This is a genomic window from Burkholderia sp. SRS-25, assembly GCF_004343765.1.
Lineage (GTDB): Bacteria > Pseudomonadota > Gammaproteobacteria > Burkholderiales > Burkholderiaceae > Burkholderia > Burkholderia contaminans.
In genome coordinates this window covers 84,053-108,871 of sequence record NZ_PTXM01000005.1, presented here as the reverse complement: position 1 = coordinate 108,871, position 24,819 = coordinate 84,053, and the positions used below count along the sequence as shown (strand labels likewise).

Sequence of the window (24,819 nt, the reverse complement as noted above, 5' to 3'; positions counted from 1 at the left end):
GCTGTTCAATTCGATGGAGGTTGTCCCGATGCCTACTCACCACGCCGGCGCCATGCCGCCCGACCTGGCGACGCTCGCCGTGTTCGACGTGACGGAATTTCCGTTCGTCGTCGTGCGCAACGACGCGATCGCATCCACCGGCTACGCGCAGCGCTGGCTCGACGACATGCACGTGCTGATGCGGCACGGCGAGCCGTTTGTCATGATCTTTCCGCCGGCCCGCCCGGACGAAGCGCACGACGACCGCAAGGAACGCGGCATGTGGCTCAAGCAGAACCGCGCTGCGCTCGCCGCGGTCTGCCGTGCGCTCATCACGATCGAACCGGACCCGGCCGAACGTGAAGCGGCCCTCGCGAACGCATCCGGCATCGAAAAGGCGTTCGGCATTCCGTTCGACGTGACGGCTTCGCTCGACGACGCGAAGCAGGCAGGCCGGCAACGTCTGGCCGAGGCGGTCTAGCGCGGCCCGTTCGCGCGCAACGCCTCGAACCGGTTGCGCAAGTCCGCCTGAATGCAGATTCAAACTAAACGAACGGGGTGGCTTGTATGTATGGACTGGATTGTCTGAAATGGTTGGTACCCGGCGACACGGACGCGTCATGGCAGAGAATGACCGACGCGGCCGCCGGAATGGGGTTCGACAAGGTCGTGCTGATCGTGTTGCCGTTTGCCGGCGCGTCGTTCGATCTCGCGCGCAAATGGAGCAGCGGCGTGCCCGGCTGGACGGCGCTGTACCGGCAGCGCCAGTTCGACCGCGTCGACCCGATGCTGCGGCACTGCTTCCGTTCGGCACTGCCGCTCGTCTGGGACGACGCACTGTTCGCGCTGCCGGAGCAGCGCCCGTGTTACGAAGCGGCCGCCGCGTACGGCATGCGCAGCGGCGTCGTGCTGCCGGTGCGCGGCGCGAAGGGGGAGGTCGGCATGCTGTTGTGTGCGAGCACGGACGAACTCGCCGCGACGCGCGAGCACTGCGACCGCCATCTCGCGGCGCTGACGCTGCTGCGCGACGTCGCGTGCGAAGCGATCGCCGGCACGCGCTGCCATGCGCCGCCGGACAGCGTGCCGCGCCTCAGCCGCCGGGAAGTCGAATGCCTGCGCTGGCACGCGGCCGGCAAGACGTCGTGGGAGATCGGCCACATCCTGAACGTGACCGAGTCGTGCATCAATTTCCACTTCATGAACATCCGCCGCAAGTTCAACGTGTCACGTCGGCATGAGGCCGTGCTGCGCGCGGTCGAGTGGGGCTTGATCAGCATCTCCGACGTGACCGTGCCGACCTGATGCCGGCGCATCGTCGAGCCAGCGGTCGAGAAACGCGCTGAGCCATGCGGCCGTCGCGCGATCGTGCCGCCGGCCTTCGAACGCCTGCGTCGCAAGATCCTGCGCACCGGGCGCCGACAGCTTGTGCGCGGCGGCCGTGCTCCAGCGCCGCATCATCGGATAGCTCACTTCCGGATGGAACTGGACGCCATACGCGCGCGGCCCGTAGCGGACGGCCTGGTTCTCGAAGTGCTCGCCGGTCGCGAGGATCTCGAGCCCGGCAACGCGCTCGAAGCCCTCGCGATGCCACTGGTAGACGTGCGACGGCCACGACCCGAGCCGCCGGCCGACGGGCGTCGCGGCGATCGGCCAATAGCCGATTTCCGCACGCCCGTCGCGATGCGCGGTGACGCGGCCGCCCAGGTGACGAATCATCATCTGCGCACCGAGGCATACGCCGAGAAAGGGCGCAGCCTCACGCAGCGGCACGCCGATCCAGTCGATTTCGTCCTGAATCCAGCGATCGCCGTCGTTGGCGCTCATCGGGCCGCCGAACACCACGGCCCCCGCATGGTCGGCCAGCGTCGCCGGCAGCGGATCGCCGAGGGGCGGGCGGCGAACGTCGAGCGGATGGCCGCGAGCGGCCAGCAGCCGGCCGATCCGGCCAGGGCTCGACTGTTCGCGATGCAGAACGATCAGGATCGGACGAAGGGCAGTGTGCGTCATGTCGTGTCGGGAGGGTCGTGAGTTCGTGAGACCGTGAGAGTCGTTACGCTGGACGTCAGCCCGGCTGGCCGCGCAGCGCGTCGAACGACACCATCACCTGCTCGCGATAGGCGGGCCGCCGGCACAGGCGGGCATACCAGGCCTCGACGTGCGGCAACGGCGGCCGCTCGACGTCGAGCGCGAAATAGCGGAACAGCGTCGCGCCGGCCGGAATGTCGGCCAGGCCCGGCGTTGCGCCGCCAAGGAAGGGTTGAGTCGACAGCAGGCGGTCGAGCAACTGGAAGTGCGTCGCGCTGCGCGCGGCCTTGTCGCGCACGAGCGCGTCGTCGCGCCGCTCTGGCGGCGTTCGCACGAGCGCCCAGAACAGCCCGGTCATCACGTCGGGCTCGAGCGCGGTCTGCGACCAGTCCATCCAGCGCTCCGCGCGCGAGCGGGCGAACGCGTCGCGGCACCAGAACGGATTGTTCGGCACGCGCGCGGCGAGATAGCGCAGGATCGTGTGCGACTCCCACACGACGTCGCCGTCCCAGTCGATCACCGGAATCCGGCAGGTCGGGTTCAGCGCCGCGAATGCGGGCGTCTGCAGCGAACCGTGTTCGCCGCCGGCCGCGATGTGCCGGTACGGCACGCCCAGCTCGCCGATCAGCCACAACACCTTCTGCACGTTGAACGACGTGCGGCGGCCCCAGACGGTCAGCATCGCGCGGCATCCTCGCCGGCAGTGGCCTGCTGCGCGCACGCCGCATAGCGATCGAGACCGGCCGCGAGATCGGCGATCAGGTCGTCCGGATCCTCGAGGCCGATATGCAGGCGCACGCCGCGGCTGTCGGCCGGCCAGCGTGCCGCGAGGCCGTGCGCGTCCAGCTCGAAAGGCAGCGCGAGGCTCTCGTAGCCGCCCCACGAATAGCCGAGCCCGAACAGTGCGAGGGGGTCGAGAAATGCTTCGACCGCGTGCCGCGGTGCCGGCTGCAGCACGATCGAGAACAGCCCCGATGCACCACGAAAATCGCGCTGCCACAGCGCATGTCCGTCGTCGCCGGGCAGGGCCGGATACAGCACGCGCTGCACTTCGGGGCGTGCTGCGAGCCAGGTCGCGACCGTGAGCGCATTGCGCTGGTGCTGCCGCAACCGCACGCCGAGCGTGCGCAACCCGCGCAGCGCGAGATAGACGTCGTCGGGGCCGGCACACAGCCCGAGATCGCCATGCAGTTGCTTCAACGCGGGCCACGCGCGCTCGCTCGCCGACACGGAGCCGAGCATCGCGTCGGAATGCCCGACCAGATACTTGGTGCCGGCCTGGATCGACAGGTCGATGCCGAACGCATGCGGCTGGAAGAAGAGCGGCGTGGCCCAGCTGTTGTCCGCGATGACCAGCGCGTCGTGCGCCTGCGCGAGCCGGACGAGCGCCGGGATATCGTGCATGTCGAACGTGTAGGAGCCCGGCACCTCGATGTACAACGCGCGCGTGTTCGCACGGAATGCGGCTGCGACGGGCGTGCTGCCGTCGTACCAGGTCGTCTCGACGCCGAGCCGCGCGAGCACGCCTTCGCACGCATGGCGCACCGGGCCGTAGACCGACGCGGTCATCAGCAGGTGATCGCCGGGCTTCAGGCACGACAGCAGCGCGAGCGTGCACGCGGACAAACCCGACGGGCAAAGCACCGCGCCGGCGCCGCCTTCGAGGCTCGTCACCGCGCGCTCGAGCGCATCGGTCGTCGGCGTGCCGCGGCGGCCGTAGATATACGGCTGCGTGCGGTTCAGCAGATCGGACACCGTCGGGCTGAGCACGGTCGACGCGTGGTAGACGGGCGGATTGACGAAGCCGTGCCAGGCCGCGCTGTCGCGGCCCGCGTGCATGAGCCGTGTGTCGTCGTGCATCCGGCCGTCGATTCGATCGTCGATTCCGGTCTGCAAGGTGCCGCCCGATTGCGACGGATGTGCGGCGGACTTCAAGGCCATAGCGCGCACCGTTCCCAGCGCTGATCGGCCCGACGGTACGCCTGCCGCGCGAAACGGCGCGCGCTGTCGGCACGCCAGAATTCGGCTTCGTCCGGCGCGAGCGTGTACAGGTGCCAGTCGTCCGACACGAGGGCAGGGTCGGCGGCCAGCCGCGCGAGCTGCGCGTCGATCGCGCGCGTCAGGTCGGCGGGATCGTCGAGCCGCTCGCTTTGCCGGCCTGCCAGGATGCTCGCGCGCGAGCGCTCGGGGCGGCCCGCGAAATCCGCGCGGCCTTCGGCGGCCGGCAGCCGCTCGACCGGGCCGCTCAGGCGGACCTGGCTCGCGATCGCCGGCCAATAGAACGTCAGCGCGGCGAACGGCCGGTTTTCGATCTGGCGCCCCTTGGGGCTGCGCGTGCTCGCCGCGAAATGCCAGCCGCGCGCGTCGACGTTCAGCAGTACGACGGAGCGCGCATCGGGCCGCCCGTCGGGGCGGACCGTCGACAGCGTCATCACCTGCGGTTCGACGGCGCCTGCGGCAACGGCCTCGTCGAGCCAGCGTTCGAATTGCGCTTGCGGCGTGTCGGGCCAGTCCTCGGCCGGAACGTGCGGCGCCGCGTGCGCGAGGGTTTTCAGCGCCTTCAGGCGCGTGGCGATCGTATCCATGGCGGGCCTCAGGCGATGCCGAATTGCGTCGCACGGGCGATCAGCCGATGCGCGGCGAGATAGTCGGGGACTTCCGCGAGGAAACCGTCGACCACAGCCGCGGCCACGCGGCGGCCGCCGGATTCGCGTCGTGCGGTGTCGAACGCATCGATCACGCGGCGGGCGAGGGCGACCTCGTCGGCCGTCGGCGTCAGCACGCGATTCACGACCGGTACGAACTGCCCGTTGACGATCGCCTTGGCCTGGTATCCCAGCCCGCGCGACACGCGCATGTCGAGTTCCGCGCCTTCGTTGTCGGCGTAGCTGTACGGGCAGTCGATCGCCGTGACGCCGACCGCCGCGCATTCCACCCGAAAGCGCGAACGCACATAGTCGAGCTCGCGGCCCGCGCGGGTGCGCTCGGCCGCCATGTCGGCCACCATGTCCTCGGTTGCGACCAGCACGGCCGACACGCGCGGGCTCGACCGCGCGATCGCCATCGTGTTCACGAGGCCGAGCGTCGTCTCGATGTTCGGCACCAGTTCGGTCGAGCCGGGCGCGATGTCGTATTCGCGCTCGAACCGCGTGACCGCTTCGTCGAGCGCGACGACCTGCTCGGGCGTCGCGACGTACGACATCATCACGATGTCCGGCCGGCCGCGCATCGCGGCGCGCAGGTCGTCGATGCCGCCCGCATCGAGCGGGTTCACGCGCACCGACGCGAGGATGCCGGCCTCGCGCCAGCCCGCGAGCACGCGCTCGCTGAGTTCGCGCGCGGCCGGGCGGCGGTCCGGCGGCGTAAAGGTTTCGAGTTCCTGGATCAGGACGTCAGCGCCGCTCGCGGCGCCTTCGACGAGCGCATCGTGATCGGCGCCGGCGAGGAACAGCCAGGAGCGGCGCAGGCGGGAAGGGCGTCGGTGGGTCGTTGTCATGCGTGGATTCCTGTAGGGCGCGTGGTACGCATATCGATGGCGCGGGCGTTCAGCCGGCACGCATCATCTGGTTGAAGATGTTCTTGCGATGCATTTCCTCGGTGCCGCCGACGCTCATGAAACCCAGTGCGTCCGACGCGAATGCGGCCACCGGCCCGGCCTGGTAGCCGAGGCTGCCGTACAGCCGTACGAGGCCGAGCGCGCCGTCGACGAGATCCTGCGCGCCGACCAGCTTCGCGATCGAGCAGGTCATCAGCGCTTGCGGGTGATCCGTCAGCAACTGCGCGAGTGCGCCGCGCGCGAGCCAGGTGCCGCGCTCGATGCCGATCTGCAGGTCGACGAGGCGGCGCTGCACGTACTGGTGCGTGTCGATCGTGCTGTCGAAGCTGCGCCGGTCGCGGCAATAGTCGATCGCGTCGCGCAGATACGGCGCCGTCACCTGCGCGGCGACGAGGCCGTAATACAGGCGGCCGAGCGAGATGATGTCGATCAGGTTGCCGAGCCCCGCGCCCGGTTCGCCCAGCAACTGGCCGCGTGCAATCGGACAGTCGTCGAAGTGCAGCGCGCCGGTCGGCAGGTCGTCGAGGCCGAGCTTGCGGTCGGGTTCGGCGACCGTCATGCCCGGCTGGTCGCGATCGACGATCACGAGCGCGGTGTTGCGTCGCCCAAGCGTTTCGATGCGCGTGACGACGAGGACGAAGCGCGCGAGGGGCGCGTGCGCGATGTTGAATTTGCTGCCGGTCAGCCGGTAGCCGTCGCCGTGCTCGACCAGCTTCGTCGCGATGCTGCGCACGTCGGTGCCGGTGCCCGGTTCGGCGATCGCCGTCGCGCTCAGTTCGCCGCGCAGGATCGCGCCGAAATAGCGGTCCTGCTGGGCCGCGGTGCCGTAGCGTTCGAGCGCGCGTACCATGCCGGCCTGAGCGATCACCGACAGCAGCAGCGCCGGGCGGCGGATCGACGATGCAAGCCCTTCGAGCGCCGCGGAGAAATGCCACCAGCCGTGACCGTCACCGCCATACGTTTCCGGCACGATCATGTCCCACAGTCCTTCCTGGCCCAGCCGGGTCCAGCCGGCTTCATCGAATCCGGCCGGCGCGCGAACGTCGCGCTCCGCGGCGGCGATCTCCATGCCGATGTCGCGAAAGCGCGCGAGCGTCGCATGCTGTTCCTGCGTCCAGTCAAATGGCATCTGTCGTGTCTCCGGTCGAAGCGGCGCGGCCTTCGACGGCGCGCCAGCGATGCCGACAAGGTTAAGGGGGCAGGGACGGAGGAGGTACTGGCAGTAGTGGTAGTTGCAGGGTGAATGAGCGGTTTGGCGGGATCGGGAGGGTGTGACACGAAGCTGATCTAGGTAGACAAAAACGGGGAGGCGTCGCGTTGCGGCGGGGATCGACGATGTGTCGCATCTCAGCCTCGCGTTTTGCGAACGGTTTGGGACATCGCCGCGCGCCTGGCGGGAACGACGGGCGCGCAGGCGAGCGGTTGCATCCTCGATGGCTTCGTCGTCGATGTGCCGCCCGATGTCGGCATGCGGTGCACGTCAGCCGCCTGACCGGACGCCGCCTATAATCGCTATCAGCGTTTCCGGGAAATCGCGGTTACCAAGGTGGGGGTGTCCAAATGGGACAGTGCCGTCGCATCTGTTCGCGCTTCGTTCTCGCAAGCTCGATCGCTGGTCTGACAATACTGGCGTGCCCGGGACACGCGCACGCCGAGGAGGGTCCTTCGAGTACGCCGAGCGAACTCAAACCATCGGGAAGAACGATCAACGCGTATGCGGTGTATGGCGACGGACGCGCGACCGAGGGTGGCGACATGCATTGGCGTGCGTACGAAGTCGGCTTCGGTGACGTCTTGAACGATTACCTGTCGGTCTACCTCGCGTACATGAACGAAGGGCATCCGCTGGATCACCACCGTGACGGTTTTGCCGCCCTGGGTTCGTTTCGTTGGCCGATCGGCAGTCGTCTGGCGCTCGAATTTTCGGCGGGCCCGTATTTCAGCATGGACACGACCCATGTCGACGACCAGCCGCGCAATGACAAGCGCTGGGGCGTGCGTGCGTCGGCAGCGGTGCGGTATTACGTCGTTCCCAACCGCTTCTTCCTCAAGCTGCAGTACAACCACGTTCAGATGATCGGCGGATTCAATTCCGACGCGGTGCTGTTCGGTATCGGCTCGGATTTCGGCGGCGATCCCGGCCCGGCGTTTTCGGACGGCAAGACGCAGGTCGGCGTGTGGGCCGGAACGTCGCAGACGAACCGTCCTCAAGTGCCGATCGAAAAGGGATACATGGTCGAAGTCAAGCGGCCGCTCGGCAATGCGTGGGCCTATTCGGCGAGCTTCGTCTATGAAGGCAACAATGGCGTCGCCGGCCGGCGAGGCGTGGCCGCGCAGCTCTGGTACGTCGCGCCGATCAGGAGCAAATGGACGCTTTCGGCAGGCGTCGGCCCGTATCTGTCGCGGGATCGGAACGATGCCTCGGGCAGCACGCGACTCAATGCGTTGCTCAGCGCGCAAGTGGCGTATCAGATCACGAACGATTGGGCGGCGAGCTTGCGCTTCAATCGTGTCGCAACCCGCAACGACAAGGACCAGGACATGTTCATGGTCGGCGTGGCGCGCAATTTCTAGAGAATGACCTTGAAGCGGTCCAGCTCGCGCATGCTCATAGTGATCAGTCCAGGTTGGCCCACGAGCTACGACATTTCAACTTTGCCCAGATGCGACACTTCTATTTAGCCCGCGATTTTTCCGGTGATAATGTTGATTATGTCAAATACAATATTTCAGCCCCAAACCTAGCGGCAAGCAGCCCCCAACCGACCGCTGCCGCACTTTCGAGCGCCTTCGAAACGCTCATGAAACCGGATTCATCCACTCCGTCAGTCCTTCGCGCGCGTTCAATTCAATGAATGTCGGCATCGCGCGAAGCGTGTGAATATAGCGCGTCAGATTCGGCCAAGTCGTCGCCGGGCGCGGCATGTTGCGTGTCCAGCGCATGAGCATCAGCGCCAGGAAGTCGACCGTGCTCAACCGGTCGTTGATCAAACACGAACGGCCATCGGACAGCAGATCGTCGAGATGCGCCATCGACGCCTCGACTTGCCCCTGCGAAAAAGCCTTCACCATGTCAGCACACCGCGGATCGCCATCCGTCTCCGCATAGAACCAGTTTCGCATCGCCGGCAAGACGGAATTGGCGAGATAGATCATCATCTCGAACCACTCGGCACGTTCAGGCGAGCCCGGATGCGGAGCCAGGCGCGGCTCCGGATGACGTTCGGCGAGCAGCATCAGCAACGCGGCAGATTCGGTCCGCGGTTTGCCATCGACGACCAGCGTCGGCACTCGGCCCGCGGGATTCAACCGCAGGTACTCCGGCGAATGCTGCGCCCCGGTGTCGATATCGACGAGGCGCGTTTCGAACGGCACGCCGAGTTCGATCAACATCCAGTGCACGGCCATGCTTGCCGCGCCGGGCGAGTAATACAGAACATAGGACATGGTCTGAATTCGTCTCTTTGAATTTGAATTGAAATGTGTGTAAACCGGCAGTACGGCAACCGCATTTATTCAACACAACGCTCGCAAATCACCTGTCGAAGCGACCTCACTCCCCCACCGTCTCCGCCTGCCGATCATCCCGCCTCCCCACCGCCACCCGCCGGCCCCGTCGCCCAGCCGACGCCACGACCCGAAACGCCACCGGCGCGAACACGAGCCCGAACACCGTCGCCGCCAGCACACCGCCGAACGCGCCCGTGCCGATCGACCGCCGGCTTTCCGCACCCGCGCCCGTCGCCAGCACCAGCGGCACGACGCCCAGCAGGAACGCCATCGACGTCATCACGATCGGCCGGAATCGCGCAGCGGCCGCGTCGACTACCGCCTGCCGCAACGGCACGCCGTGCACGGCCAGGTCACGCGCGTACTGCACGATCAGGATCGCGTTCTTCGCGGCCAGCCCGACCACGGTAATCATCCCGACCTTGAAGTACACGTCGTTCGGCATCCCGCGCGCGAGCGCCGCCGCGATCGCGCCGATCATGCCGAGCGGCACGATCGTCAGCACGGACAGCGGAATCGTCCAGCTTTCGTACAGCGCGGCCAGCGCCATGAAAACCGCGAGCACCGACAGCCCGACGAGCAGCGGCGTCTGCCGCGCGGCGACCTGCTCCTCGCGCGCCGCATCGACCCAGTCGAAGCCGATCCCGGCCGGCAGCGCAGCGGCAAGCCGCTCCATCTCCACCATCGCCGCGCCCGAACTCGTGCCGGTCGCCGCGTGGCCGCTGATGTCGAGCGACGGATAGCCGTTATACCGGTTCAGCATCACCGGCCCGATCGTCCAGTGCGGCGCGGCGATGGCCGACAGCGGCACCATGTCGCCGGTGCGGTTCGGCACGGTCAGCGCCATCAGTTGCGTATCGGTCGCGCGTGCGACCGGATCAGCCTCGATGATCACTCGCCGCATCCGGCCCGATGCCGGAAAGTCGTTGATGTAGTTCGAGCCGAACGTGCCGCCCAGCAGCCCCGCGATCCGCTCGAACGGCACGCCGAGCGCATACGCCTTCGCGCGATCGACATCGAGCTCGATCCGCGGCGCGTCCGGCAGGTCTTCGAAATGCACGGCCGAGAGCAACGGACTCGCCTTCGCGCGCTCGGCAAGCTGCTCGCGGGCCGCCTTCAACGCATCGAGCCCGACCCCGCCGCGATCCTCGAGCCGGAACGTGAAGCCGTCCGAATGCCCGATGCCTCGCACCGAAGGCGGCAGCGCTGCCTCGACGTCGCCGTCGAGGATCGCACCGAACCGCCCGTTGAGCCGGTCGCGCAATGCCATCGCATCGACGTCGCGTTTCGCCCAGTCCTTCAGTTCCACGAACGCCATGCCGACGTTCTGCCCACTGCCGACGAAACTCCAGCCGATCACGCTCGTCACGTTGGCAATCGCCGGCTCCCCGCGCATGATGGCCTCCACCCGCTCGACGACCGCGAGCGTGCGCGCCTGCGTGGCGCCGGCCGGCAACTGGATCATCACCTGCAGTTGCCCCTGGTCCTCGGTGGGCAGGAAGCCGCCCGGCATCATCCAGTACAGCAGCCCGCACCCGATCACGAGCGCCGCATAGACAGCCACGACCAGGCCGGTCCGGCGCACCGCAAACACGGCAACGCGACGATAACCGGTTTCCGCACGCGCGAAGGCCGCACCGAACCGGTCGGCCAGGCGCGCGCCGATGCCGGGTCGCCGCGCACGGCCGGCGCCGCCATCGTGTCGCGCGACCGGCTTCAGCAGGTTCGCGCACAGCGCGGGCGTGAGCGACAGCGCCATGAACGACGACACCAGCATCGACGCGATCATCGCGACCGCGAACTGCCGGTAGATGCCGCCGACGCTGCCCGGGAAAAACGCCATCGGCACGAACACGGCGGTCAGCACCGCGGTCACGCCGACGATCGCCCCGCCGATCCGCTTCATGGCCCGGCGCGTGGCGTCGCGCGGCGACACGCCCTGCTCCATCACGCGGTGCACGCTCTCGACGACGACGATCGCATCGTCGACCAGGATGCCGATCGCCAGCACGAGGCCGAACATCGTGAACACGTTGATCGACAGCCCGAACGCCCACATCGCGACGAACGCGCCCATCAGCGTGACCGGAATCACGACGGTCGGCACCAGCGTGTAGCGCAGGTCGCGCAGGAACAGCCACATCACGCAGAACACCAGCACGACAGCCTCGACGAGCGTCAGCACGACTTCGTGGATCGCGATCCTGACGAAATGCGCACCGTCGAACGGAATCTCGACGGCGACGCCCGGCGGCAGCGTCCGCGACAGCTCGGCGAGCCGCGCGCGGATCGCCGTCGACGTTTCGAGCGCGTTGCCGCGCGGGCCGAGCTGGATGCCGACCGTCGCGGCCGGCCGGCCGTTCAGCCGCGAATAGAACGAATAGTCGTCGCGGCCGATCTCGACGCGCGCGACATCGGCCACGCGCACCACCGAGCCGTCCTGTTTCGACTTCAGCACGATCCGGCCGAACTCCTCGGGCGACGTGAGCTGCCCCTTGACCACGACCGTCGCGGTGAGCTGCTGGCCGCGCACGAACGGCGCATCGCCGATCGCACCGGCCGTGACCGTCGCGTTCTGCGCGCTGATCGCCGTGATCACGTCGTCGGCGCCGAGATCGTATTCGCGCAACCTGACCGGATCGAGCCAGACCCGCAGCGCCTCGTCGGCATCCCATAGCTCGGCCGCGCCCACCCCCGGCGCGCGCTTCAGCTCGCGCAGCACGTAACGGTTCAGGTAATCGCCGAGCTGCGCGGAATCGCGCGTGCCGTCGGTCGACGTCAGCGTGACGAGCATCAGGAACGTGTTCGCCGCCTTGAACACGCCGATCCCCTGCTGGACGACCTGCTGCGGCAGCCGCGGCTCGACCTGCTTCAACCGGTTGTTGACGTCGACGAGCGCGATGTCCGGATCGGTGCTCGGCGCGAACGTCACGTCGATCTCGAGGTTGCCGTGGCCGTCGCTGCTCGTCTCGTAGTACAGCAGCCCGTCGGCGCCGTCGAGGCTTTCCTCGATGATGCTGCCGACGTCGGCATCGACCGTCTCGGTCGACGCGCCCGGATAGGACGCGGTGATCACGACCCGCGGCGGCGCCAGGCGCGGATACTGCGCGATCGGCAACTGCGGAATGGCCAGCACGCCCGCGACGACGATCGCGAGCGCGACGATCCACGCAAAGACGGGACGGTCGATGAAGAATGACGGCATCGGCGAGTGGAGGCGAACGCGCTACAGCGTGAGCTCGAACGAACGCGCGAGCAGTCCCGGCAACTGCGCGCCTCCGGTGGCGCGCTCGCCGTACGTGTCGTCGCTCGCGAGCAGCGCCGGCACCGCGCCGAGCTGCTCGAGCTCCGACCCGAACAGCCGGTAGAAGCTGTCGTCGAACCGCATCGCGTCGACCGGCGCGACGATGCGCCCGCCTTCGACCCAGAACGTCGCGAACCGCGTCATCCCCGTCATCCGGCATGCGATCGGGTCGGAGAAGTTCAGGTACCAGAGGTTGCCGACATAGAGCCCCGTGTCGAGCGCGGCCAGCACGTCGGCATCGGCGAGCGTGCCGCCGGCGATCGTCAGCGACTGCGGCGATTCGCCGTTGTCCGCGCCGTTCGGCGTGCCCCCTTGCTCGCGCGCGGTGCGTGCGCACACGAGCTGCCCGGCGCCCCGCCCTTCGACGACGAGCGGCACGCTGTCGCGCCGGTAGCCGTCCGCGTTGAACGCCGGTGCGATGCCCAGCGTGAAATCCTCGGTGATCGACACGCACGGATCGAGCGCGACCTCGCCGGCGTACAGGCGATGCAGCGGGCTGCGGGCGCTTGCCACCGCGCGCGCCGAAAAGCCGCTCCAGCCGAGCAGGCTCGTCATCTCGTGAATGGCGTCCGGCGCGAAATACGTGCGGTAGCGCCCGGGCGCAAGCGCCTTCGGCGCGCGGCCGAGCACGGGCAGCCGCGCGGCGGCCGCGTCCACCTTGGCCGCGAATGCCGCATCGCGCCAGTCGTCGCCCGCATGGACGGTCTTGATCGCGCGGCCGCTCGGGTCGTACAGCGACCAGCTGAAGTTGAAGTTCTCGACCTCGTACCAGCCGCGGCTGCCGGTCGACGACGCGAAGCCGCGCGCCAGCGTGCCGCCCGCGTAAAAGCCGACGAAGTCGAGCCCGCGCGCGCATTCGGCCACGATACGCGCGAGCCCGTCCGCATTCGGCAGGCGCCCGGTGCGGCGCGTTTCCTGCACCCACGACGAGGTATCGAACAGCAGGTGCGGATCGTCCTGCGCATCGCGCAGGCCGTCGCGCAGCACGGCGAGCGCGTCCGCCAGCTCGCGCAGGTCGGCCGCCGGATCGCCGCAGACAGTCAGTGCCGAGTGGGCCTGCCGTGCGCCGTCGATGAGCCGCACGGACAGCCGCCCCTGCGTGACGCGCCCGGTCTGGCGAATCCTGCCGCAATTGAAACGGATGAAGTCGGACGTTTCGCCGGAGAAGCCGAGCAGCACGGTTTCGGCCGGTGCGGTCAGCCGTTGCGCGTCGTCGGCGAGCCGGGCGAAATACGCGTGCCAGTCGATTCCGGCGTGGCGTGCCATCGGATCGAATCCCGTCATCACGCGCCTCCGAATACGTCGACGCTGGCGAACACGCAGGCCGGTGCGGCATGGCCGACACGAATGATCTGCGCAGGCTCGCCCTTCCCGCAGTACGGCGTGCCGTAGATGCCGAACGTGCTTGCGTCGCCGACCGCGCGCAGGCTGCGCCAGAACTGCGCGGAGATGCCGCGGTAGTTCGGGCGCTTGACGACCTGCGTGAGCCGGCCGTTCTCGATCAGTTGCCCGAATTCGCAGCCGAACTGGAATTTGTTGCGGTGGTCGTCGATCGACCAGGACGTGTTGGTGCGCATCAGGATCCCGTGCTCGGTGCCCGCGATCAGCGCATCGAGCGACTGGTCGCCGGGCTCGACGTTCAGGTTCGCCATCCGGTCGATCGGCGCGCGGTTCCAGCTCGACGCGCGCGAGTTGGCCACGCCCGGCAAGCCCGCGCGCTGCTGCGACAGCGCCCCGCCGAGCAGCCGTTCGAGCACGCCGTTGCGGATCAGGTACTGCTTGCGCGCGGGCGTGCCGTCGTCGTCGAACGCGTAGGACGCGGCTTCGGCCGTCGGCTCCGGATCGAACGTGACGTTCAGCAGCGGCGAGCCATATTGATAGTGGCCGACCATCTCCGGCCTGACGAAGCTCGATCCGGCGAAGTTGCGCTCGTCGCCGAGAATCCGGTCGAGTTCGAGCGGATGACCGATCGACTCGTGGATCTGCAGCATCATCTGGTCCGGCATCAGCAGCAGGTCGCGCCGGCCGGTCGGGCAGTTCGGCGCGGCGAGCAACTGCAGCGCCTCGTCGGCCACACGAACGCCGGCGCCGTCGAAGCCGTAGCGCGCCAGCACGTCGATACCGCCCTGCGCCAGCGTGCCCGACTGACCGAGCGAGCGCGTCTGCGTGTCGCCGTCGCCATGCGCGACGGCCTGCAGCTCGGGCATCAGGAAGCGGAAGCGCTGGTCGATCCGCACGCCGTCGCTCGTCACGTAACACTGCTCGGTGTGCACGATCATCACGCTCGCCGAACGCTCGACGATGCGCGCGCCGAGGTTCGCCGCCGCGCATTCGTGCGCGAGACGCTCGATCCATTCCGCGCGCGACGGCAGCGCCGCGTCGACATCGGGCGACGCGTAGGTGCCGCTCGCCTGCGGACGCGCGGCCTGGCGATGATCGACCAGCGCCCAAGGCGCGCTGGCCCGTGCCCGCGCGGTTGCGATATCGAGCGCCGCCTGCAGCCCGGCCGGCGACAGGTCGGGCGTCGCCGCATAACCCGCGCCCGTGCCGGCCCAGGCCGTCAGCATCGCACCGCGCTCGCGCGTGCGCGAAAATGGCTGCGCGACGTCGTTGCGCACCGCGTGTTCGTCGATCGTCTCGTCGACGATGCGCAGCGACCAGAAATCGGCGTCGCTGCGCAGCGCCTGCGCCGCCTGCACGGCTCGGGCGCCCGGCGCCCGGTTCTCGTCAATCATCGGTTCTCTCTTGCCTCTCCTGCGGGCCGCGCACCGGCGCCGGCATGGACGACGCGAGCAGCGCCCGCGTATACGGATGGGATGGCGCGTGCAGCACGTCGAGCGTCTCGCCCTCCTCGACCACGCGCCCTGCCTTCATCACGATGACCCGGTGGGCCATCGCGCGCATCACCGCCAGATCGTGCGTGATGAACAGGTAGCTGAGTTTGTACTTCTTTTGAAGATTCGTCAGCAGATTCAGCACCTGCTTCTGGATCGACACGTCGAGCGCGCTCGTCGGCTCGTCGAGCACCAGCAGTTCCGGCTCCACCGCCAGCGCCCGCGCGATCGCGATCCGCTGCCGCTGCCCGCCGGAGAACTCGTGCGGATAGCGCAGCATCGCCTCGGGCGGCAGGCCCACCTCCTGCAGCAGCGCGGCGATCCGCGCCCGCCGCGCGTCGCCGGCCACCTGCGGCCGGTGCACGCCCAGCCCCTCGCCGACGATCTGCTCGACCGTCATGCGCGGCGACAGCGAGCCGAACGGATCCTGGAACACCACCTGCATGCGCCCGTACAGCGCGCGCCGGCCCTGCGTCGTGCGCAGCGACGCCAGCGGCATTCCGTCGATCTCGATCCCCCCCGACGCCGGCCGCTGCAGGCCGAGCACGGCGGACGCGAGCGTCGATTTCCCCGAGCCCGACTCGCCGACGATCCCGAGCGTTTCGCCCCGCTTCAGGCTCAGCTGCACGTCGTGCACGGCGCGGAACGTCGTCTTGCCGAGCACCGAGCGCCAGCCCTTTGCCGCGATGCGGTAGTCGACGGCAAGGTGCTGCACGTCGAGGATCGTCTGCGCGCCGGCGGCAACCGGCTCGACCGCCCGTTGCGGCGCGCTGTCGAGCAGCCGGCGCGTATACGGATGCTGCGGCGCCGCGAACAGCGCGGCGGTCGTGTTGGTCTCCACCAGCACGCCTTTCTCCATCACGGCCACGCGCTGCGCGAAGCGCTGCACGAGGTTCAGGTCGTGCGTGATCAGCAGCACCGCCATCCCGCGCGCGGCGGCCTCCTGCTCCTGCAGCTCGATCAACAGGTCGACGATCTGCTGGCGCACCGTCACGTCGAGCGCGGTGGTCGGCTCGTCTGCCAGCAGCAAGCGCGGCCGGCACGCCAGCGCCATCGCGATCATCGCGCGTTGCCGCTGCCCGCCCGACAGCTGATGCGGAAAACTGTCGATGCGCCGCTCCGGCTCCGGAATCCCGGTGCGCCGCAGCAGCGCGATCCCGCGCTCGCGCGCATCACCCGGGCGCAGCCCCTCGTGCAGCCGCAGGCTCTCGGCGATCTGCTTGCCGATCGTATACAGCGGATTGAGCGCGGTCATCGGCTCCTGGAACACCATCGCGATGTCGGCGCCGCGAATCCCGCGCATCTGCTGCTCCGTTTTCGCGAGCAGATCCTCGCCGTCGAACAGCATCCGCCCCGACAGCGTCGCCTGCTGCGCGAGCCGCAGGATCGACAGCGCCGTCACGCTCTTGCCCGACCCCGATTCGCCGACGAGCGCCACGCGCTCGCCGCGGCCGATCGACAGGCTGAGGTCCTGTACGGCCGCGGTCGCGCCGAAATGCGCCGAAAACCCGTCGATCTGCAGCAACGGTCTCGTCATCACCGCCCTCCGCCGAATGCCGAACCGCGCGTGCGCGTGTCGAGCGCGTTGCGCAGCGCATCGCCCATGAAGGTGAGCAGCAGCAGCGTCACCACCAGCGCCGCGAACGCCGAGATCGAGATCCACCACGCATCCAGGTTGTTCTTGCCTTCCTGAAGCAGCTCGCCGAGGCTCGGGGTCGGCGGCGGCACGCCGAGGCCGAGGAAATCGAGGCTCGTCAGCGACAGGATCGCCGCGCTCATCCGGAACGGCAGGAACGTGATCACCGGCGTGAGGCTGTTCGGCAGCACGTGGCGCCACATGATCCGCGCGTTCGTCAGCCCCATCGTGCGCGCCGCTTTCACGTAGTCGAGCGCGCGGTTGCGCAGGAATTCGGCGCGCACGTAGTCGGACAGCACGAGCCAGCCGAACATCGACAGCAGGATGAACAGCAGCCACAGCGACGGCGTGAAGATCGACGCGAAAATGATCAGCAGGTACAGGTCCGGCAGCGCGCTCCAGATCTCGATCAGGCGCTGCCCGACCAGATCGGTGCGGCCGCCGTAGAAGCCTTGCAACGCGCCCGTCAGCACCCCGACCAGCACGCCCGATACCGTCAGCGCGAACGCCATCAGCACCGACAGCCGGAACCCGTACAGCAGCCGCGCGAGCACGTCGCGCCCGAACTGGTCGGTGCCGAGCCAATTGCTCGACGACGGCGGCGCCGGATACGGCCGCGACGCGAAATAGTCGATCGTGTCGTAGCGATACCGGTTCGGCGGATAGACCGCGAAGTTGCCGTGCGACTCGATCTTCGTGCGGATATACGGGTCGAGATAATTCGTCATCGCGGGAAAGTCGCCGCCGAACGCCGTCTCCGGATAGTCCTTCACGATCGGGAAATAATAGTGCCCGTCGTAGCGCACGATCAGCGGCCGATCGTTCGACAGCAGGTTCGCACCGAGGCTGAGCGCGAACAGCACCGCGAAGATCACGAGGCTCCAGTAGCCGAGCGGCTGCGCGCGAAAGCGCAGCCACGTGCGCCGCCACGGTGACGGCGACGCCGCGCACGCGGCGCACGCCGGGTCAGTGGTCCAGGCGGTTGAACTGGATACGGGGGTCGACGAGAACATAGCAGATATCCGCGATGAGTTTGGTCAGCAGGCCGATCAGCGTGAACAGGAACAGCGAGCCGAGCACGACCGGATAGTCGCGGCGGATCACCGAGTCGTACGACAGTTGCCCCATGCCGTCGAGCGAGAACAGCGTCTCGATCAGCAGGTTGCCGTTCAGGAACGCGCCGACGAACGCGGCCGGCAGCCCGGTGAGCAACGGGATCGCCGCATTGCGCAGCACGTGTTTCCACAGCACGTCGCGCTCCGGCGCGCCCTTCGCGCGCGCGGTCAGCACGTACTGGCGGCCGATTTCCTCGAGGAACGTGTTCTTGGTCAGGATCGTGACGATCGCAAAGTTGCCGATGACCGACGCCGTCACCGGCATCACGATGTGCCACAGATAATCGAGCGCCTTGCCGATCAACGTCAGGTCGTCGAAGTTGTCGGACGTGAGCCCGCGCATCGGGAACACCTGCCAGAACGTGCCGCCGCCGAACAGCATCAGCAGCAGCACGCCGAGCACGAAGCCCGGCACCGCGTAGCCGGCCAGCACCAGCACGCTCGTCACGGTGTCGAACCGCGACCCGTTGCGCACTGCCTTCGCGATGCCGAGCGGCACCGACACCATGTACGTGAGGATCACCGTCCACATCCCGAGCGTGATCGACACCGGCAGCTTCGAGCGGATCACCGCCCACACGCTGCGGTGCGCGAAATAGGACTGGCCGAGATCGAACGTCGCATAGCTTTTCAGCATCAGCACGTAGCGTTCGAGCGGCGGCCTGTCGAAGCCGAACTGCTTGCGGATCTGCTCGATCTGCTGCGGGTCGACGCCCTGGCTGCCGTGGTAGCCGCCTGCGCCGCCCGCCTCCCCGCCGCGCGCGCTGCCGTGGCGCAACTGCGCGAGCACCTGTTCGACCGGGCCGCCCGGCACGAACTGCGTGACCGCGAACGTGATCGTCACCACGCCGATCAGCGTCGGGATCATCAGCAGCAATCGCCTGAGTATGTATGCCAGCATCGTCGTTCCTCCGTCAGGCGGCCGGCGCGGGTTTCGCCGCCGGTTGCTTCACGTACCAGTAGTCGATGATCCAGTCTTCGTATTGATAGGAGTCCGGCACGATCGCCGGGTGGCCGAGCGTCGCCTTGTACGCGATCCGTGCATTCGGCAGGTAGTACTGCGGGATCAGCGCGTACAGGTTGATCAGCACGCGGTCGAGCGCGTGCGTGGCCGTCTCGAGGTCGTCGAGCGTGTCGGCTGCGAGCGCCGCACGGATCAGCGCATCGACCGCCTTCGACTTCACGCCAGGATAGTTCTCGGAGCCCGGCTGCGACGCGGCCGCACTGCCGAAGCGGCGCGTGAGCTCCGCGCCCGGAATCGTCACGGGCAGGTAGATGTACGTCGTCATGTCGTACTCGAAATTGTCGAGCCGCTTCAGGTAGACCGCGCTGTCGATCTCGTGCAGGTAGGCTTGAATGCCGAGCATCGCGAGCGCCTGCGTGTACGGCAGGATCAGGCGGTCCATGCCGGGCTGGTCGTCGATGATCTCGATCGTCATCGGCGTGCCGTTCGCGTCGCGCAGCGCGCCGTCGCGGTAATGCCACCCGGCCTGCGCGAGCAGGTCGCGCGCCTCCTTCAGGTTCGCGCGCAGCGAGTTCGGCGGCAGCGTCGACGGCTGCCGGACCATCGGGCCGAACACCTCGGGCGGCAGCGTCGAACGGAACGGTTCGAGCAGCGCAAGTTCCTTCTCGCTCGGCATGCCCGATGCCGCGAACGGGCTCGCCTCCCAGAAGCTGTTGGTGCGGCGATACTGCCCGTAGAACATCATCCGGCTCATCCAGTCGAAATCGAACGCCAGCGCGAGCGCATGCCGCACCCTCACGTCCTGGAACATCGGCTTGCGCATGTTCATCAGGAAGCCCTGCATCTGCGCGGGGCCGTCGGGAAACTCGCCGCGCTTCAGCATGCCGTTGCGGAAATTCTTGCCGACGTACTTGCGCGCCCACTGCGTCGCGCTGTATTCCATGCGCGCGTCGATGTCGCCGGCCTTGAACGCTTCGAGCGCCGTGTATTGATCCAGGTACAGCTTGAACGACACGTGCGCGAAGCGGAACATGCCGCGTCGCGACGGCAGGTTCGCTGCCCAGTAGTGCGGGTTGCGCACGTAGCTGATCTGCTTGTCGTTCCTGCGCTGGTCGATCAGGTACGCGCCGCTCGCGATCGGCGGCACGTTCGCGATCTGGTCGAACGGCGGTCGCGTGCCGTCCGCGCGCTGCCCCCATTTCGGCGAGAACACCGGCAGGTCGCCCGCGATCAGCGCGGCGTCGCGCTCCGCGTGCTTGAATTCGAAGCGCACCGTGTGGCCGTCGATCACCACCGCGCGCTTGATGATCGCGAACTGCGCGTTGTACAGCGGCGACGCCTGCGGGCTCGTCAGCGTGTCGAACGAATATTTGACGTCGGCCGCGGTGATCGGGTCGCCGTTCGAGAAGCGTGCGGCCGGGTTGATGCGGAACGTCGCCGACAGCCCGTCGGGCGCGATGTCGACGTCGTCGGCGATCAGCGCGTATTCGGATGCGAGCTCGTCCCAGCTGCGCTGCATCAGCGTGTCGAACATCAGGTTCTTGATGTCCGGTGCGGGCGAGCCGCGCACGAGGAACGGGTTCAGCGAATCGTAGCTCTGCGCTTCATCGTAGTTTTCGAACTGGAGCGTGCCGCTGTCCGGCGCATCCGCATTCGCGTAGTCGAAATGCGTGAAGCCCGGCGGATACTTCGGCTGGTCGTATTGCGAAATCGCCGGCACCGCGAGCGCGGCCTGCGGCATGACGCCGCCCGATACGAGCCACACGGCGCACGCGAGCAGCGCGGCGCGCGTGGCGGTGCGCATCCGCCCGTGCGTGCGCGTCAGGTGCGAGTGGCGCGGCACGCGTGCCCGTCGCCCATTCAACAGTCTCATGGTCAGTCTGTCCGGAAGCGTGCGGGTGTGAAGCCTGCGCGCAATCGATGCCCGTGCCGGACGCCGCATACGGCCGCGTCCCGCGGATGGTTCGTACTGTCACGATCGGATGAACTGCACCGCCGCGCGTCCCGGTCGCGGGCCGTCGTGGCGCCAGGTGAAAAAAGGCCGCCCCGAAAAGGGGGTAGTGGACGTGGAGCGGCCTGTCCCAAACCTGTCAGTGCATCGCGATCGCCATCAGAACTTGTACGTCGCGCCGACCTGCGCGAACCGGCCGATGTACGAGTACACCGACGTGTCGTACCCGCTCTGGCTCAGCGTGCCGTTCGCGAAGATCGGGTCGTACGGCGGCGTGCGGTTGAAGAGGTTGTCGATGCCGCCGTAGATCGTCCAGTTCTTGAAGCCCGTGTACGTCACCATCAGGTTGAACTGGCTGTACGAACCGACCTTGCTCGGCTCGGGCATCAGGTTCTGCGCGTACGGGCCCGTGAACTGCCACGTCAGCGCCGCATCGAACTTCCGGTAGTTCCAGTCCAGCGTCGTGTTGCCGCGCCAGCGCGGGAAGCTGCCGCCGAACGGCTGCGTGATCGTGAAGTTGTTGCCCGCGCCGTTGATCGGCGCGGCGCCCGGGAAGCCGATCTTGTAGCTGTTGACGTAAGCCCAGTCGCCCGACAGCGTAATCGTGCCCCAGCCCTTCAGCGGCAGGCCCTGGCGGAACGTGCCTTCGAAGCCGTTCGTGTCGAGGTAGCCGAGGTTCTGGTACGGAATCACCTTGTACAGCAGTTGGCCGGTCGTCGGGTCGGTCACGACCTGCGACGGCTTGCCCTGGCCGATCACGTTGTCGATGCGGATCTTGTACCAGTCGAAGCCGAGGTCGGTGTAACGGCTCGGCGACACCTGGAAGCCGATATTGAGGTTGCGCGTGCGCTCCGGCGCGAGGTTCGGGTTGCCGACGGTGATCGACGTGTAGTTCTGGCCGGTGGCCGGATCGACCTGGATGCCGAGCGTCTGCGACTTGCTGTCCTCGACGAAGGTCGGCGCGCGGAAGCCGCGGTTGTACGACGTATACAACGTGAGCGCCTTGATCGGCTGGTACCGCAACGCGAAGCGCGGCGAGAAAGCGCCGCCCACGTCGGTGTAGTGATCGTAGCGGCCTGCCTGGCTGAACGTCAGGTTCTCGATGATCGGTATGTTGATCTGGTAATAGATGGCCGCAACGTTGCGCTGGCCATCCACCGTCTCGAGGTCCGGTGAGATGACGGCCCCGCTCAGGTACTCGGATCCCGGCGTCAGCATTTCGCTCTGGTGCGTGAACTGAGCACCGAAGCCGATGCCGACGTCGCCGGCCGGCAGATGGAACAGGTTCGGCGTCGACAGCGTCGCATCGATCGTGTCGAGCTTCGAAATGCCGAGGTTGTTCGCTTCCTGGAACAGCCCGTTGAACGCGTTCGGCGTCGCGGCCGGGTTCGCGAAATTCAGCGTGCCGTTCTGGTAGATGTTGTTCAGCGCATTCACGTTCAGCTGGTTCGTGAACACGTTCGACACCGTGCTCTGCGAATGGCTGACCGACGTCGCCCAGTCCCAGTCGCCGTACGGCAGCGTGAACGAGCCCTTGATGCCGGCGGCCGCCCGCCAGTAGTTGGCCCAGGTCTTTTGCGCGACCGTGTTCGGAAACGCGTAGGTGAGCGGCGTGGCCGCGCCCGTCGTGTTGTACGGGTTGCTGACCGGCACCGTGTAGTTGAACGGCGACAGCAGCTTCGTCTGCGGATTCCAGACGAGCGCCGGGTTCTGCGAGTTGCCGATCACGTTGTTCCACAGGCCGTCGTTGGTCGTGGTCGTGTTGTAGCTCTCGAGGAAATCCGCGAACGCGGTCGTCTTGTCGTCGATCTTGAAGTCACCATGGAGCTTCGCGTTCAGGCGCTCGGTCATCGGCAGGATCGACGTGCTTTCGGCCGTGTTGTACCCGCAGACGGTGCCCGGCAACCCGGCCGACAGCGAATTCGACGCGGCCGGACGAACCGAGCCGCCGAACGGGCAGCCGCCGTTCAGCGCCTGCGCACTGCCGTCGGGCATGTTCCAGTAGGACGGCGCGAGCAGCGAGAAGCCGCCCGGCTTGCCCGTGAAGTCCTGGTTGCGCGTGGAATCACGGTCGGCCAGCGTGAAGCCGTTCGACTTGTAGTAGCTGAGCGCGGCCGTCACGTTGAAGCGGTCGGCGTTCAGGTCGCCGAAGCCGCCGAGCACGCCGAACTTCATCGTGCCGTCGCCGTTGCCGGCGTTGATCGCGCTGCCGAGGCTGCCGTCGAGCTGCAGGCCGCGGAAATTGTGTTTCGTGATGATGTTGACGACACCGCCGATCGCGTCCGAACCGTACTGCGACACGGCGCCCGTCTTCACGATTTCGATCCGTTCGATGTCGTTGAGCGGGATCGTGTTGAGGTCGAAGAACGAATCGACGCTGTTCGAGAAGAACGCATACGGCGCGACGCGCTGGCCGTCGACCAACACGAGCGTGTACTTCTCCGAGAGGCCGCGCAGTGCAATGCCGGCCGCGCCGGCCGCGAAGTTGCCCGACTGCCCTTCGCCCCAGCTGTTCGCCGAGTTGGCTGCCGCATCGCGCAGGAAGTCGGCGACGGTCACCGCGCCGCTGGCCTGGATTTCCTTCGGCGTGATCGTCTGCACCTGCTGGAAGCCCGTCTTGTCGGCTTGCCGGATCAGCGAGCCCGTCACTTCGAACCGCTTGATCTGCGCGACCTTGCCCTGCCCGTCCGCGGCGGGTGCGGCAGGCGTCGCGTCGGCCGACGCATCAGGCGCCGCGGGCGCTGCGGTGCTCGCGGTAGCACCCGCCGTGCCGCCCGCCTGTGCAACGGTCACGGGCGCGCCGCTCGCGACCGCATCCGCGATCGCGACGGCGCCCGGCGCCGGCTGGCTCTGGGCGAACGCCGGCGGCGCCAGTACGGCCGTCAGCGCGAGTTCCGCCCAGACTATCCTCTTGATGGCCAACGCCAACACTCTCTGCTTCATTTTGTTCCCTCTCGCTCGTAGTAAGACCCCACCTGCTGTGCGCCGGAACCTTGTGAATTCCTTGCGCGTCCTGGGTGCCCGTGTACCGGAACCCGCGATTGCCACGCTTTCGACTGCCACGACTCGAACGGATCAGCCTCGGGTCACCCGCACCATCCAGCGTCACCGTTTCTTTCTATTTTGATTCGACATGCTAAACACCTACATTGAGCGCATTGCGTGCATCTTCCCGACGCGGCTGGCAGCCGGTTCCGTACAACGCGAACCTGTGTGCGCGCCGTACTGCGCACCACCTGCCGTCGATCGGGTACGTCTCCTTCCTGCCGGCCGCCTTCGCTAGAACAGCCTGGGCGTGCCCACCCAGACGATCACCGCCTCTTCGTCGGCCGTATTGCGCCACGCATGCGGCGTCGTCGATTCGTAATGCGCGGTATCGCCCTCGTTCAGCGTGAACGTGCAATCCTCCAGCGTCAGCGCCAACTGCCCGCGCAATACGTAGACGAACTCCTCGCCGGCATGCGTCGTCATCTCGGACGGCAATTGCCCCGACGGCATCCGGACGAGAATCGCGTCGAGCTTGCGGCTGTCCACCGGGTTCGTCAGCCTGGCGAACCGGCTGGCCGAATTCGTGAACTGGAAATACTGCAGCGCGTTGCCGCGGCATACCGAGCGCGCTTCCGTCGGCGTGTCGATGAAGTACTGCATCGTCACGCCCAGCGCCTTCGCGATCCGCACCAGCGACGTGATCGACGGCGTCGCCCGCCCGCGCTCGACCTGCGACAGGAACGGCTTCGAAATGCCGGCGATCGTCGACGTTTCGTCGAGCGTGAGTTTCAGGCGCTGGCGCAGCGCCCGGATCTTGTTGCCGAGCGACACGGCGACGAGCACCGACTCATCAGGGGGCAAAACCATGGAAAGACGGTCCCTCGCAGTCGAAATCGGTTTGATGTCGTCAAGCCTCGACCGATGCCGTGATGCAGCCGGCCCGGCGCGATCCCCCGC

General features: G+C 67.5%; 19 protein-coding genes. 3 read left to right on the top strand and 16 right to left on the bottom strand.

Annotated elements, in window-relative coordinates; genetic code table 11:
• Positions 1-28 precede the first annotated feature (28 nt).
• The gene (locus C5O79_RS07100; RefSeq protein WP_226235668.1) at positions 29-460 is read left to right on the top strand and encodes a hypothetical protein; all 432 of its coding nucleotides are present in this window, start codon (positions 29-31) and stop codon (positions 458-460) included.
• 86 nt (positions 461-546) lie between these two features.
• On the top strand, positions 547-1,281 hold the full coding sequence (locus tag C5O79_RS07095) for an autoinducer binding domain-containing protein (protein ID WP_081421105.1): 735 nt from the start codon (positions 547-549) through the stop codon (positions 1,279-1,281).
• On the opposite strand, the gene C5O79_RS07090 is transcribed toward C5O79_RS07095, so the two are convergent.
• From C5O79_RS07090 to C5O79_RS07065, 6 genes are read right to left on the bottom strand one after another with little or no spacing between them, the layout of a single operon-like run.
• Complete coding sequence (locus C5O79_RS07090) at positions 1,204-1,986, bottom strand: glutamine amidotransferase (protein ID WP_046545764.1); 783 nt, start codon at positions 1,984-1,986, stop codon at positions 1,204-1,206. The two genes, C5O79_RS07095 and C5O79_RS07090, sit on opposite strands and share 78 nt — an antisense overlap.
• 55 nt (positions 1,987-2,041) lie before the next feature.
• Positions 2,042-2,686 carry a glutathione S-transferase gene (locus C5O79_RS07085; protein ID WP_089445687.1) on the bottom strand — a complete coding sequence of 215 codons (645 nt, stop codon included), beginning with the start codon at positions 2,684-2,686 and terminating at the stop codon, positions 2,042-2,044.
• Positions 2,680-3,945: a cystathionine beta-lyase gene (gene metC, locus C5O79_RS07080; protein WP_236862286.1), complete on the bottom strand. Its 1,266-nt coding sequence runs from the start codon at positions 3,943-3,945 to the stop codon at positions 2,680-2,682. Before metC ends, C5O79_RS07085 begins: the two co-directional genes overlap by 7 nt.
• Positions 3,936-4,589 (bottom strand): pyridoxal 5'-phosphate synthase, encoded by a 654-nt coding sequence (locus C5O79_RS07075; RefSeq protein WP_039364055.1) that lies wholly within the window; start codon positions 4,587-4,589, stop codon positions 3,936-3,938. The genes metC and C5O79_RS07075 overlap by 10 nt, the downstream gene beginning before the upstream one ends.
• Before the next feature lie 8 nt (positions 4,590-4,597).
• Complete coding sequence (locus C5O79_RS07070; protein ID WP_039364054.1) at positions 4,598-5,500, bottom strand: CoA ester lyase; 903 nt, start codon at positions 5,498-5,500, stop codon at positions 4,598-4,600.
• Between the two features lie 49 nt (positions 5,501-5,549).
• Positions 5,550-6,689 carry an acyl-CoA dehydrogenase family protein gene (locus C5O79_RS07065; RefSeq protein ID WP_122473955.1) on the bottom strand — a complete coding sequence of 380 codons (1,140 nt, stop codon included), beginning with the start codon at positions 6,687-6,689 and terminating at the stop codon, positions 5,550-5,552.
• Positions 6,690-7,120: 431 nt separating this feature from the next.
• Between C5O79_RS07065 and C5O79_RS07060 the strand changes: the two genes are divergently transcribed.
• Positions 7,121-8,134, top strand: coding sequence for a hypothetical protein (locus tag C5O79_RS07060; RefSeq protein ID WP_046545767.1), 1,014 nt, complete (start codon positions 7,121-7,123; stop codon positions 8,132-8,134).
• Positions 8,135-8,359: 225 nt separating this feature from the next.
• Here the strand turns inward: C5O79_RS07060 and C5O79_RS07055 are convergent, their stop codons facing one another.
• From C5O79_RS07055 to C5O79_RS07010, 10 genes are all read right to left on the bottom strand, one after another.
• Entirely contained in the window at positions 8,360-9,007 is a 648-nt protein-coding gene (locus C5O79_RS07055; protein WP_122473956.1) for a glutathione S-transferase, read from the bottom strand.
• A gap of 106 nt (positions 9,008-9,113) precedes the next feature.
• On the bottom strand, positions 9,114-12,275 hold the full coding sequence (locus C5O79_RS07050) for a multidrug efflux RND transporter permease subunit (RefSeq protein WP_122473957.1): 3,162 nt from the start codon (positions 12,273-12,275) through the stop codon (positions 9,114-9,116).
• Positions 12,276-12,296: 21 nt separating this feature from the next.
• Positions 12,297-13,658 (bottom strand): metallopeptidase TldD-related protein, encoded by a 1,362-nt coding sequence (locus tag C5O79_RS07045; protein WP_122473958.1) that lies wholly within the window; start codon positions 13,656-13,658, stop codon positions 12,297-12,299.
• Positions 13,658-15,109 (bottom strand): TldD/PmbA family protein, encoded by a 1,452-nt coding sequence (locus tag C5O79_RS07040; RefSeq protein WP_122473959.1) that lies wholly within the window; start codon positions 15,107-15,109, stop codon positions 13,658-13,660. The genes C5O79_RS07045 and C5O79_RS07040 overlap by 1 nt, the downstream gene beginning before the upstream one ends.
• Positions 15,102-16,745 carry a dipeptide ABC transporter ATP-binding protein gene (locus C5O79_RS07035; protein ID WP_131931297.1) on the bottom strand — a complete coding sequence of 548 codons (1,644 nt, stop codon included), beginning with the start codon at positions 16,743-16,745 and terminating at the stop codon, positions 15,102-15,104. The genes C5O79_RS07040 and C5O79_RS07035 overlap by 8 nt, the downstream gene beginning before the upstream one ends.
• Positions 16,745-17,857: an ABC transporter permease gene (locus C5O79_RS07030; protein WP_122473961.1), complete on the bottom strand. Its 1,113-nt coding sequence runs from the start codon at positions 17,855-17,857 to the stop codon at positions 16,745-16,747. The genes C5O79_RS07035 and C5O79_RS07030 overlap by 1 nt, the downstream gene beginning before the upstream one ends.
• Positions 17,811-18,860, bottom strand: a complete 1,050-nt coding sequence (locus C5O79_RS07025) for an ABC transporter permease subunit (protein WP_046545774.1) — start codon at positions 18,858-18,860, stop codon at positions 17,811-17,813. Before C5O79_RS07025 ends, C5O79_RS07030 begins: the two co-directional genes overlap by 47 nt.
• 13 nt (positions 18,861-18,873) lie before the next feature.
• On the bottom strand, positions 18,874-20,796 hold the full coding sequence (locus tag C5O79_RS07020) for an extracellular solute-binding protein (protein WP_122473962.1): 1,923 nt from the start codon (positions 20,794-20,796) through the stop codon (positions 18,874-18,876).
• 237 nt (positions 20,797-21,033) lie between these two features.
• A complete protein-coding gene (locus C5O79_RS07015; RefSeq protein ID WP_046545775.1) occupies positions 21,034-23,817 on the bottom strand; it encodes a TonB-dependent receptor in 2,784 nt (927 codons plus the stop codon).
• Between the two features lie 336 nt (positions 23,818-24,153).
• A complete protein-coding gene (locus C5O79_RS07010) occupies positions 24,154-24,729 on the bottom strand; it encodes an XRE family transcriptional regulator (RefSeq protein ID WP_046545776.1) in 576 nt (191 codons plus the stop codon).
• Positions 24,730-24,819: the final 90 nt, after the last annotated feature.

Coding starts and splice junctions, on each gene's coding strand:
- C5O79_RS07030 (WP_122473961.1), bottom strand. CDS start 17,857: ATGTTCTCGTCGACCCCCGTATCCAGTTCAACCGCCTGGACCACTGAC.
- C5O79_RS07050 (WP_122473957.1), bottom strand. CDS start 12,275: ATGCCGTCATTCTTCATCGACCGTCCCGTCTTTGCGTGGATCGTCGCG.
- C5O79_RS07035 (WP_131931297.1), bottom strand. CDS start 16,745: ATGACGAGACCGTTGCTGCAGATCGACGGGTTTTCGGCGCATTTCGGC.
- C5O79_RS07070 (WP_039364054.1), bottom strand. CDS start 5,500: ATGACAACGACCCACCGACGCCCTTCCCGCCTGCGCCGCTCCTGGCTG.
- C5O79_RS07020 (WP_122473962.1), bottom strand. CDS start 20,796: ATGAGACTGTTGAATGGGCGACGGGCACGCGTGCCGCGCCACTCGCAC.
- C5O79_RS07075 (WP_039364055.1), bottom strand. CDS start 4,589: ATGGATACGATCGCCACGCGCCTGAAGGCGCTGAAAACCCTCGCGCAC.
- C5O79_RS07090 (WP_046545764.1), bottom strand. CDS start 1,986: ATGACGCACACTGCCCTTCGTCCGATCCTGATCGTTCTGCATCGCGAA.
- metC (WP_236862286.1), bottom strand. CDS start 3,945: ATGGCCTTGAAGTCCGCCGCACATCCGTCGCAATCGGGCGGCACCTTG.
- C5O79_RS07085 (WP_089445687.1), bottom strand. CDS start 2,686: ATGCTGACCGTCTGGGGCCGCCGCACGTCGTTCAACGTGCAGAAGGTG.
- C5O79_RS07045 (WP_122473958.1), bottom strand. CDS start 13,658: ATGACGGGATTCGATCCGATGGCACGCCACGCCGGAATCGACTGGCAC.
- C5O79_RS07095 (WP_081421105.1), top strand. CDS start 547: ATGTATGGACTGGATTGTCTGAAATGGTTGGTACCCGGCGACACGGAC.
- C5O79_RS07055 (WP_122473956.1), bottom strand. CDS start 9,007: ATGTCCTATGTTCTGTATTACTCGCCCGGCGCGGCAAGCATGGCCGTG.
- C5O79_RS07010 (WP_046545776.1), bottom strand. CDS start 24,729: ATGGTTTTGCCCCCTGATGAGTCGGTGCTCGTCGCCGTGTCGCTCGGC.
- C5O79_RS07040 (WP_122473959.1), bottom strand. CDS start 15,109: ATGATTGACGAGAACCGGGCGCCGGGCGCCCGAGCCGTGCAGGCGGCG.
- C5O79_RS07100 (WP_226235668.1), top strand. CDS start 29: ATGCCTACTCACCACGCCGGCGCCATGCCGCCCGACCTGGCGACGCTC.
- C5O79_RS07015 (WP_046545775.1), bottom strand. CDS start 23,817: ATGAAGCAGAGAGTGTTGGCGTTGGCCATCAAGAGGATAGTCTGGGCG.
- C5O79_RS07025 (WP_046545774.1), bottom strand. CDS start 18,860: ATGCTGGCATACATACTCAGGCGATTGCTGCTGATGATCCCGACGCTG.
- C5O79_RS07065 (WP_122473955.1), bottom strand. CDS start 6,689: ATGCCATTTGACTGGACGCAGGAACAGCATGCGACGCTCGCGCGCTTT.
- C5O79_RS07060 (WP_046545767.1), top strand. CDS start 7,121: ATGGGACAGTGCCGTCGCATCTGTTCGCGCTTCGTTCTCGCAAGCTCG.